The organism is Cellulomonas algicola (assembly GCF_003851725.1).
Lineage (GTDB): Bacteria > Actinomycetota > Actinomycetes > Actinomycetales > Cellulomonadaceae > Cellulomonas > Cellulomonas algicola.
The window spans coordinates 1-8,615 of record NZ_BHYL01000203.1; the positions used below are offsets into that span (position 1 = coordinate 1).

The 8,615-nt window shown below is 73.7% G+C and carries 7 protein-coding genes and 1 tRNA gene; 7 read left to right on the forward strand and 1 reads right to left on the reverse strand.

The window, feature by feature from the left end; all coding sequences use genetic code 11:
• The 3 genes from CTKZ_RS13130 to CTKZ_RS13140 form a co-directional block, all read left to right on the forward strand.
• On the forward strand, positions 1-808 hold an 808-nt coding region (locus CTKZ_RS13130), incomplete at its 5' end, for an NAD-dependent epimerase/dehydratase family protein (protein WP_124343371.1).
• Positions 809-848: 40 nt separating this feature from the next.
• The gene (locus CTKZ_RS13135; RefSeq protein WP_124343372.1) at positions 849-1,982 is read left to right on the forward strand and encodes a YlbL family protein; all 1,134 of its coding nucleotides are present in this window, start codon (positions 849-851) and stop codon (positions 1,980-1,982) included.
• A 23-nt stretch (positions 1,983-2,005) separates the two neighbouring features.
• Entirely contained in the window at positions 2,006-2,848 is an 843-nt protein-coding gene (locus CTKZ_RS13140) for a PhzF family phenazine biosynthesis protein (protein WP_124343373.1), read from the forward strand.
• A gap of 54 nt (positions 2,849-2,902) precedes the next feature.
• Here the strand turns inward: CTKZ_RS13140 and CTKZ_RS13145 are convergent, their stop codons facing one another.
• Entirely contained in the window at positions 2,903-3,460 is a 558-nt protein-coding gene (locus CTKZ_RS13145) for a PPA1309 family protein (protein ID WP_124343374.1), read from the reverse strand.
• A gap of 136 nt (positions 3,461-3,596) precedes the next feature.
• Here CTKZ_RS13145 and CTKZ_RS13150 point away from each other — a divergent pair, with 136 nt between their 5' ends.
• The 4 genes from CTKZ_RS13150 to CTKZ_RS13165 all read left to right on the forward strand — a co-directional run.
• Positions 3,597-6,584: a UPF0182 family membrane protein gene (locus tag CTKZ_RS13150; protein WP_124343375.1), complete on the forward strand. Its 2,988-nt coding sequence runs from the start codon at positions 3,597-3,599 to the stop codon at positions 6,582-6,584.
• 128 nt (positions 6,585-6,712) lie between these two features.
• A tRNA-Met gene (locus CTKZ_RS13155) sits at positions 6,713-6,786 on the forward strand.
• Positions 6,787-6,897: 111 nt separating this feature from the next.
• Positions 6,898-7,671, forward strand: a complete 774-nt coding sequence (locus CTKZ_RS13160) for an SDR family NAD(P)-dependent oxidoreductase (protein WP_124343376.1) — start codon at positions 6,898-6,900, stop codon at positions 7,669-7,671.
• Positions 7,672-7,978: 307 nt separating this feature from the next.
• Positions 7,979-8,615, forward strand: a 637-nt coding sequence (locus tag CTKZ_RS13165) for an endo-1,4-beta-xylanase (protein WP_148090493.1), incomplete at its 3' end; no start/stop codon positions are given.

The following is an 8,615-nucleotide window of genomic DNA, read 5'->3' on the forward strand; positions in this document are numbered from 1 at the left end:
GGCCGCGGCCGTCGCCGGGGCGCAGCACACGCTCGCGGCCGCGCGCGCCGTGGGGGTCCGGCACGTCGTCGTCGTGAGCTCGGCCGTGGTGCACGGCGCGTGGCCGGACCGGCCCGTCGTGCACGACGACGACCCGCTCCCGCGCGGCGCCGACGCGGCGCAGGACGGGATCGTCGCGGACCTCGCCGCCGTCGAGGCGGTCGTCGCACGGGCGTCCCGGCGACGGACGCCGGCGGTCACGGTGCTGCGGCCCGCGGCGATCGTCGGTCCCGGCGTCGACACCTTCGTCACGCGGCACTTCGAGGCGCCCCGGCTGCTCACCGTGCGCGGTGCCGTGCGGCAGTGGCAGCTCGTGCACGTCGACGACGTCGCCGCAGCCGCCCGGTTCGCCGTCGACCACCGGCTCACCGGCGCCCTCACCGTCGGCGCGCCCGACGTCCTGACGCCGTCGCAGGTCGAGGCCGCGGCCGGGATGCGGCGGGTCGAGCTCGCACCCGCGACGGCCTTCGGCACGGCCGAGCGGCTGCACCGCGTGGGGGCCCTGCCGTCGCCCGCGTCCGAGCTCGCGTTCGTCGTCTACCCGTGGACCGTGGCCGCGGACCGGCTGACCGCGGCCGGGTGGTCCGCGCGCTGGTCGAGCCGTGAGTGCCTCGACGTGCTGCTCGAGGGCGTCCAGGGGCGCGTGGCGGTCGCGGGCCGGCGCATGGGGTCCCGCGACGCGGCCGCGCTCGGGGCGGCCGGGGCGGCCGTCGCGCTCATCGGCACGGCCGCCGTCTGGCGGCAGGCACGGGCCCGGCGACGTGGCTGAGCGTCGTCGGCACACAGCGCGGTAGGGGATGATCGGCACCGTGCTCGACGCCACCGACCCGCCGCTCGACGACGACGAGCAGCCCGCACCGCGGCCGCTGTCGCCGCGCGCCGTGACGCTCACGACGTCCCTGCTGGCCGGCGCGACGCTGCTCGCCGTGCTCGTCGTCCTGCCGACGCCGTACGCGGTCAACAGCCCCGGCCCCACGCGCGACGTGCTCGGCGAGCACGACGGCACGCCCATGATCGAGATCTCGGGCGCCGAGACGCACGACTCGACCGGCGAGCTGCGGCTCACGACGGTGTCGAGCACCGGCGGCCCGGGCTACCCGTCGAGCATCCTCGGCGTCCTGTCCGGCTGGTTCTCCGCGTCGTCCGTCGTGCTGCCTGTCGAGCAGGTCTACCCGCCCGACGTCTCGCAGGAGCAGATCGACGAGTCCAACCAGGCGGAGATGGTGTCCTCGCAGGAGGACGCGACGGTCGCCGCCCTCACCGAGCTCGGGTACGAGGTGCCTGCCACGCTGCTCGTCGCGGGCACGGTCGAGGGCACGGACGCGGCGGGCAAGCTCGAGGAGAACGACGTGCTCGTCGGGTTCGAGGGCGAGCCGCTGCCGGACTACCAGTCGCTGGTCGACGACCTCGCGGCCGTGCAGCCGGGCGACACGGTGACGCTGACGGTGCAGCGGCACGGGCAGGACGTGGACGTGCCGGTCGTCACGAGCGAGCGCGAGGGCGGCGGCGCGCAGATCGGCGTGCTCATCGACCCGACGTTCGACATGCCCGTCGACGTGACGATCAGCATCGACGACATCGGCGGGCCCAGCGCGGGCACGATGTTCGCCCTCGGGATCATCGACAAGCTCACCCCCGAGGACGAGGCGGACGGCGAGGTCATCGCGGGCACCGGGACGATGGACGTGACCGGTGCGGTCGGGCCGATCGGCGGCATCCGGCAGAAGCTCGCGGGGGCGGAGCGCGACGGCGCGGACTGGTTCCTCGCGCCCGCGCGCAACTGCGACGAGGTCGTCGGCCACGTGCCCGACGGGCTGCGCGTCGTCCGCGTCGCCACGCTCCACGACGCGCGCGTCGCGATGGAGGCCATCGGCGCGGGCGAGGCCGACGACCTGCCGACGTGCACGCAGGACGCGGCGACGCCGTCGCCCACCGCCGGCTGACACGGGCCGGGAAGGACCGGGGCATGGAGATCCTGCGGTACCGGGCGTTCACGACCGTCGAGCCGGACCCCGCGTCCGGGAATCCAGCCGGCGTCGTGCTCGACGCCGAGTCGCTCGACGACGCCGACATGCTGCGGTTCGCGGCGGAGCTCGGGTTCAGCGAGACGGCGTTCCTCACCGGGATCGAGCGCGCCGCCGCCCGCGTGCGCTACTTCACCCCGCGCGCGGAGATCGCGTTCTGCGGGCACGCCACCGTCGCGTCCGGCGTCGTGCTGGCGCGGTTGCGCGGTGCGGGCCCCGTGGTGACGCTCACCACGAACGCGGGCCTCGTCCCCGTCGAGGTGAGCGCGGACCGGGCGACGCTCGTCGCGGTCGACACGCACGTCGAGGACCTCGACGGCGACCTGCTCGACGCCCTGCTCGCCGCGCTGCGCCTGGACCGCGAGGACCTCGACCCCCTGCTGCCCCCGGCGCTCGTGCACGGGGGCAACCTGCACCCGCTCGTCGCGGTGCGCGCCGGGGTGCTCGACCGCCTCGACCACGACGACGACGCCGTGCTGCGGCTGCAGGACGCGCAGGGGTGGGACGGCACGGTGCCGGTCGTGCACCGGGTGTCGGCGACCAGGTTCGCGTCCCGCAACCCTTTCCCGCGCGGCGGGATACGGGAGGACCCGGCGACGGGGTCGGCGGCGGCGGGCCTCGGGGCGTACCTGCGGGCCGGGCGGCACGTGGACGCGCCGACCGTGCTGACCGTCGACCAGGGGGCGGAGACCGGGCGGCCGTCGCATCTCGTCGTGGAGGTCCCGCGCGAGGGGCGCGTCCGGGTCACGGGCACCGCCGAGGAGATGGCGCCCGCCGAGGGGTGACCGGGCGGCGCCGCGGACGGACGTCCCGGTGCGACCGCGTCGGTCGCGGACCCGTCAGTCGAGCGTCGAGCGCAGCGCCGAGACGAGACCGGGCACGAGGTCCGGACCCTGGCCGACCTGGTCGTCGGCGTCGTGCTCCCGGCTGCGGACCGCGCACCACGACGGCCCGTCGCGCAGCACGCCGACCGCGAGGCGCACGTCGGCGCGGTCGGGGTGCGCGAGCAGGTAGGCGAGCGCCGCGTCGGGCTCCTGCGGCATGTCGGCCTCGGCCGCGGGCGGCAGCACGACGCGCTCCACGGTCACCGCGACGCCGTCGACCGCGTCCGGCCACGACAGCCCGGCCAGCAGCGTCTCGAGGTCCGGCGCGGACGGCAGCCCCTCCTGCTCGACGGACGTGAGGTGCCACGGGTCGGCGGCCGCTGCGTCGAGCACGTCGTGCGTGAGCTGGTCCGCGAGACCCGGCTCGGTCGCGAGCGCGGACTGCGTCCTGACCAGCGCGAACACCCGCACCGGCGCGTCCCACCCGGCGGTGGCGGCGTGGTGCTCGACCTCGCGGACGGCATCGGCGAGCGCGCGCTCGCCCGGGTGCGGTGCGGTGGGGGGCTGTGTCACCGGACCATGGTCGCACCCGTGTGGGAACCTGGGCCTCGAGCAGCACGTTCACACCGAGGAGCGGTCCGCGCGTGCGCGTGCCGCCCGGCCGCGGTCCGCCGCGGTCAGCCGTGCCCGACGACGACGAGGACCCTCCGTGACCTTCGCCAGCCCACCCCGCCCACGACCTGCCGGCCGACGTCGGCGCGGGGCGCTCGCTCCCACGCTCGTCGTCCTCGGCGTGCTCGTCGTCCTCGTCCTGGTGCTCGCCCAGGTCTGGACCGAGGTGCTGTGGTTCGACCAGCTCGGCTACCTCCAGGTGATCGGCACCGAGTGGGGCACGCGTGCGGTGCTGTTCGTCCTCGGCTTCGGCCTGATGGCGGGCGCCGTGGCGGCGAGCCTGAGCTTCGGGTACCGCTCGCGGCCGGTGTACGCGCCGTCGACGCCCGAGCAGGCGAACCTCGACCAGTACCGCGAGGCCATCGAGCCGCTGCGCCGGCTCGTCATGATCGTCGGGCCGGCCGTCCTCGGCCTGTTCGCCGGCGCCGCCGCGTCGCAGCAGTGGTCGACGGTCCAGCTCTGGATGCACGGCCAGACGGTCGGCGAGAAGGACCCGCAGTACGGCATCGACCTCGGGTTCTACCTGTTCACGCTGCCGGGCATCCGGTTCGTCGTGTCGTTCCTCATGGCCGTGACGATCCTCGCGGGGATCGCCGGGCTCGCGACGCAGTACCTGTACGGCGGCCTGCGGGTCGGCGGCGGGCGGGGGAACGGCCCGCGGACGACGCGCGCCGCGCGCGTGCACCTGTCGGTCATCGGCGCGGTGCTCATGCTCCTCATCGCCGCGAACTACTGGCTCGACCGGTACTCGATCCTCACGAAGGCGGGGGAGAAGTTCCACGGCGCGGCGTTCACCGACGTGCACGCCGTCATCCCGTCGAAGGCGATCCTCGCGGGCATCGCGATCTTCGTCGCCGTCATGTTCGTCGTCACCGCGGTCCGCGGGAACTGGCGCCTGCCCGCCATCGGCGTCGGCCTCATGGTGATCGCCGCGATCGCCGTCGGCGGCATCTACCCGGCGGTCGTCCAGCGCTTCCAGGTGCAGCCCAACCAGCAGGACCGTGAGGCGCCGTACATCCAGCGCAACATCGACGCGACGCTCGCGGCGTACGGGCTCGAGGACGTGCAGACCGCGGACTACGACGCGACCGTGACGGCCGAGGCCGGCGCCCTGCGCTCCGACGCCGAGACGACCGCGTCGATCCGTCTGCTCGACCCGCAGGTCGTGAGCCCGTCGTTCAAGCAGCTCCAGCAGATCCGCGGGTTCTACCACTTCCCGGACTCGCTCTCGGTCGACCGGTACGAGGTCGAGGGCGAGAGCCGCGACACCGTCATCGCGGTGCGCGAGCTCGACCTCGAGGGCCTCGACTCGGCGCAGCGCAACTGGACCAACGACCGCACCGTGTACACGCACGGGTTCGGCGTCGTCGCCGCGTACGGCAACACGACCGCCGGTCGTGGCGCGCCGGACTTCTGGGAGGGCGGCATCCCCTCGCAGGGGCAGATGGGCGAGTACGAGCCGCGCATCTACTTCAGCCCGCAGGCGCCCGCGTACTCGATCGTCGGCGCGCCCAGCGGCGACGGCTGGGAGTTCGACTACCCGTCCGACGACGCGCAGGGTCAGGAGCTCACACGCTTCCCGACGCAGGACGTCTCGGCCGGGCCGAGCATCGGCAACCCGTGGAACAAGCTGCTCTACGCGCTGAAGTTCGGCGACGAGCAGCTCGTCTTCTCGAACCGTGTCACCGACGTCTCGCAGATCCTCTACGACCGGAACCCGCGCGACCGCGTCGCGAAGGTCGCGCCGTACCTGACGCTCGACGGGCGCGTGTACCCGGCGGTCGTCGAGGGCCGCGTGAAGTGGATCATCGACGGCTACACGACGAGCGACCAGTACCCGTACTCGGCGGGCCGCTCGCTCGAGTCCGCCACGCGTGACGCGCTCACGGAGACGACGGAGACCATCCAGGCGCTCCAGCCGAAGACCGTGAACTACATCCGCAACTCGGTGAAGGCCACGGTCGACGCGTACGACGGGTCGGTCGACCTGTACGCGTGGGACCCGTCCGACCCGGTGCTCGAGGCCTGGTCGGAGGTCTTCCCGACGTCGCTCAAGCCGCTGTCGGAGATCAGCGGTCCGCTCATGAGCCACCTGCGCTACCCCGAGGACCTGTTCAAGGTGCAGCGCGCCCTGCTCACGCGGTACCACGTCGAGGACGCCAACCAGTTCTTCTCCGGCAACGACTTCTGGGCGAACCCGCTCGACCCGACGCACCCGAACGTCAACGTGCCGCAGCCGCCGTACTACCTGACGCTGCGCATGCCCGACCAGGACGAGGCGCGGTTCTCGCTCATGTCGACGTTCATCCCCGGCGGCTCCGGGGCGCGCGAGGTGCTCACCGGGTACCTGGCCGTCGACGCGGAAGCGGGGTCGGAAGCGGGGAAGCCGTCCGCCGACTACGGCAAGCTCCGGCTGCTCGAGCTGCCACGCGACTCGACCGTGCCGGGCCCCGGCCAGGTGAACAACAACTTCAACGCCGACCCGACGGTGTCGAACGAGCTCAACATCCTGGCGCGCGGGGACTCGCAGGTCGTCCGCGGCAACCTGCTGACGCTGCCCGTCGGCGGCGGTCTGCTCTACGTGCAGCCCGTGTACGTGCAGGCCGCGTCGGGCACCGCGTTCCCGCTGCTCCAGCGCGTGCTGGTCGCGTGGGGCGACTCGATCGGGTTCGCGAGCACGCTCGACGGTGCGCTCGACCAGGTGTTCGGCGGCGACTCGGGCGCCGAGGCCGGCGACGCCGGGACCAACCCCGACGACGGTGCGACACCGCCCGCCGAGACCCCGGGCGAGCAGCCGACCGGCACACCGACGGAGAGCCCGACGGACGGCGTCCCGCCGGACGCGGCCGCCGCGCGGGCGTCGCTCGACCTCGCGCTGCAGCAGGCGCGGCAGGCCCTGGAGGACAGCCAGGCGGCGCTCCAGACCGGCGACTTCACGAAGTACGGCGAGGCTCAGGACCGCCTGTCGCGGGCCGTGCAGGACGCGATCAAGGCCGAGGCCGACCTCGAGGCCGCGGGCGGCTGACCGTCGGGGTGACCGCCGGCCGGGCCGGGCGTCGTGGGGCTTCCCGCGGTGCCCGGCCCGGCCTGTGACCGGCCTCACGCGGGAGGATTTGGTCTGGTCCGGAGGGTGTCGTAGAGTTGTCGAGCCGACGCGGGGTGGAGCAGCTCGGTAGCTCGCTGGGCTCATAACCCAGAGGTCGCAGGTTCAAATCCTGCCCCCGCTACAAGAAGACGAAGGCCCGGACCACACGGTCCGGGCCTTCGTCGTTCCGCCGGTGGTCCACGGTGCCGTGCAGCAGCCCGCGGCCGGGGTCTCCCGTCATGAAGGAGTGGTCATGTCGCGTGTCGTCGTCACCGGGTCGTCCGACGGGATCGGGCGGGAGACCGCCCGACAGCTGATCGACGCGGGGCGCGAGGTCATCGGGCACGCGCGCGATGCGGACCGCGCGAAGGAGCTGCGCGCGGCGCTCCCGGGGCTGCGCGACGTCCTCATCGGGGACCTCGCCTCGCTCGCGCAGACGCGGGCGCTGGCCGCCGCGATCGCCGACGCGGGGCCGTTCGACGCCGTCGTGCACAACGCCGGCATCGGTGGCGGGGCACCCGAGCGGGTCGAGACGGCCGACGGGTTCGAGCGCATCTTCCAGGTCAACACCGTCGCGCCGTACGTGCTCACGGCGCTCGCGCCGCGCCCGGCCCGGCTGGTCTACCTCACGTCGGGCCTCGAGGCGCAGGGCCGGGTCACGTTCGACGACCTGCAGTGGTCGAGCCGTCCGTGGGACGGCATGCAGGCGTACTCCGACTCCAAGCTGTTCGACGTGGTGCTCGCGTTCGCGGTCGCCCGGCGGTGGCCGGACGTGCTCGCGACGGCGGTCGACCCGGGATGGATCAAGACCAAGCTCGGCGGTCCGGACGCGTGGGACGAGGTCGACGACGGCGCCGCGACGCAGGTGTGGCTCGCGACCTCCGACGACGCGGCGGCCCGGGTGAGCGGCGTCTACCTCAAGCGGTTCGAGCAGCTCGAGGCCAACCCGGCGGCGTCGGACGTCGACGTGCAGGACGGGCTGCTCGCAGCGCTCGCCGACCTGACGGGGGTCGAGCTGCCGCGCTGACGGCGGCCACCGGCGGCGCCGAGCTCCGCGTCGGGCCCGAGCGCCGAGGAAGCGAGCCCGGGCGCGCCGCTGACGCGGGCCCTGACCGTCTGGTTCGGGCCCGTGTCGCTTCCGGCGGGCACGCGGGTCGTTGCTGAAATGTTTAGACGATGGCTGGTGCGGCGACGGCGCTGCAAGGTGAGCGACGACAACGACGACGGGTACCGGCGGCGCATCTTCATCGGTGAAGAAGCCGACGACGCGACGCGCGCGAGCCCCCGTCGCCAGCCCCACCCGCCGCGCGCGGGTACCCACGGAGAGGCGCCACATGACAGGGACCCAGCGCCGCGGGAGGACTGCTCTCGCGGCCGCGACGCTGGCCGTCGCCACGACCATCGTCGGCCTGACCGCCGCGCAGCCCGCCCAGGCGGCGGCGAGCACGCTCGGTGCTGCGGCGCAGCAGAGCGGGCGGTACTTCGGTACCGCGATCGCGGCGGGCCGGCTGAACGACAGCACGTACCAGACGATCGCGAACCGTGAGTTCGACATGATCACCGCCGAGAACGAGATGAAGATGGACGCCACGGAGCCCAACCGTGGCCAGTTCAGCTACTCCAGCGGCGACCGGATCCTGAACTGGGCGCAGAGCAACGGCAAGCGGGTCCGCGGGCACGCCCTGGCCTGGCACTCCCAGCAGCCGGGCTGGATGCAGAACATGTCCGGCACCGACCTGCGCAACGCGATGCTCAACCACGTCACGCAGGTCGCCACGCACTACAAGGGCAAGATCTACGCCTGGGACGTCGTGAACGAGGCCTACGCCGACGGGTCCTCGGGTGGTCGTCGCGACTCGAACCTGCAGCGCACCGGCAACGACTGGATCGAGGCGGCGTTCCGTGCCGCCCGGGCCGCCGACCCCGGTGCGAAGCTCTGCTACAACGACTACAACACCGACGACTGGTCGC

Coding starts and splice junctions, on each gene's coding strand:
- CTKZ_RS13140 (WP_124343373.1), top strand. CDS start 2,006: ATGGAGATCCTGCGGTACCGGGCGTTCACGACCGTCGAGCCGGACCCC.
- CTKZ_RS13160 (WP_124343376.1), top strand. CDS start 6,898: ATGTCGCGTGTCGTCGTCACCGGGTCGTCCGACGGGATCGGGCGGGAG.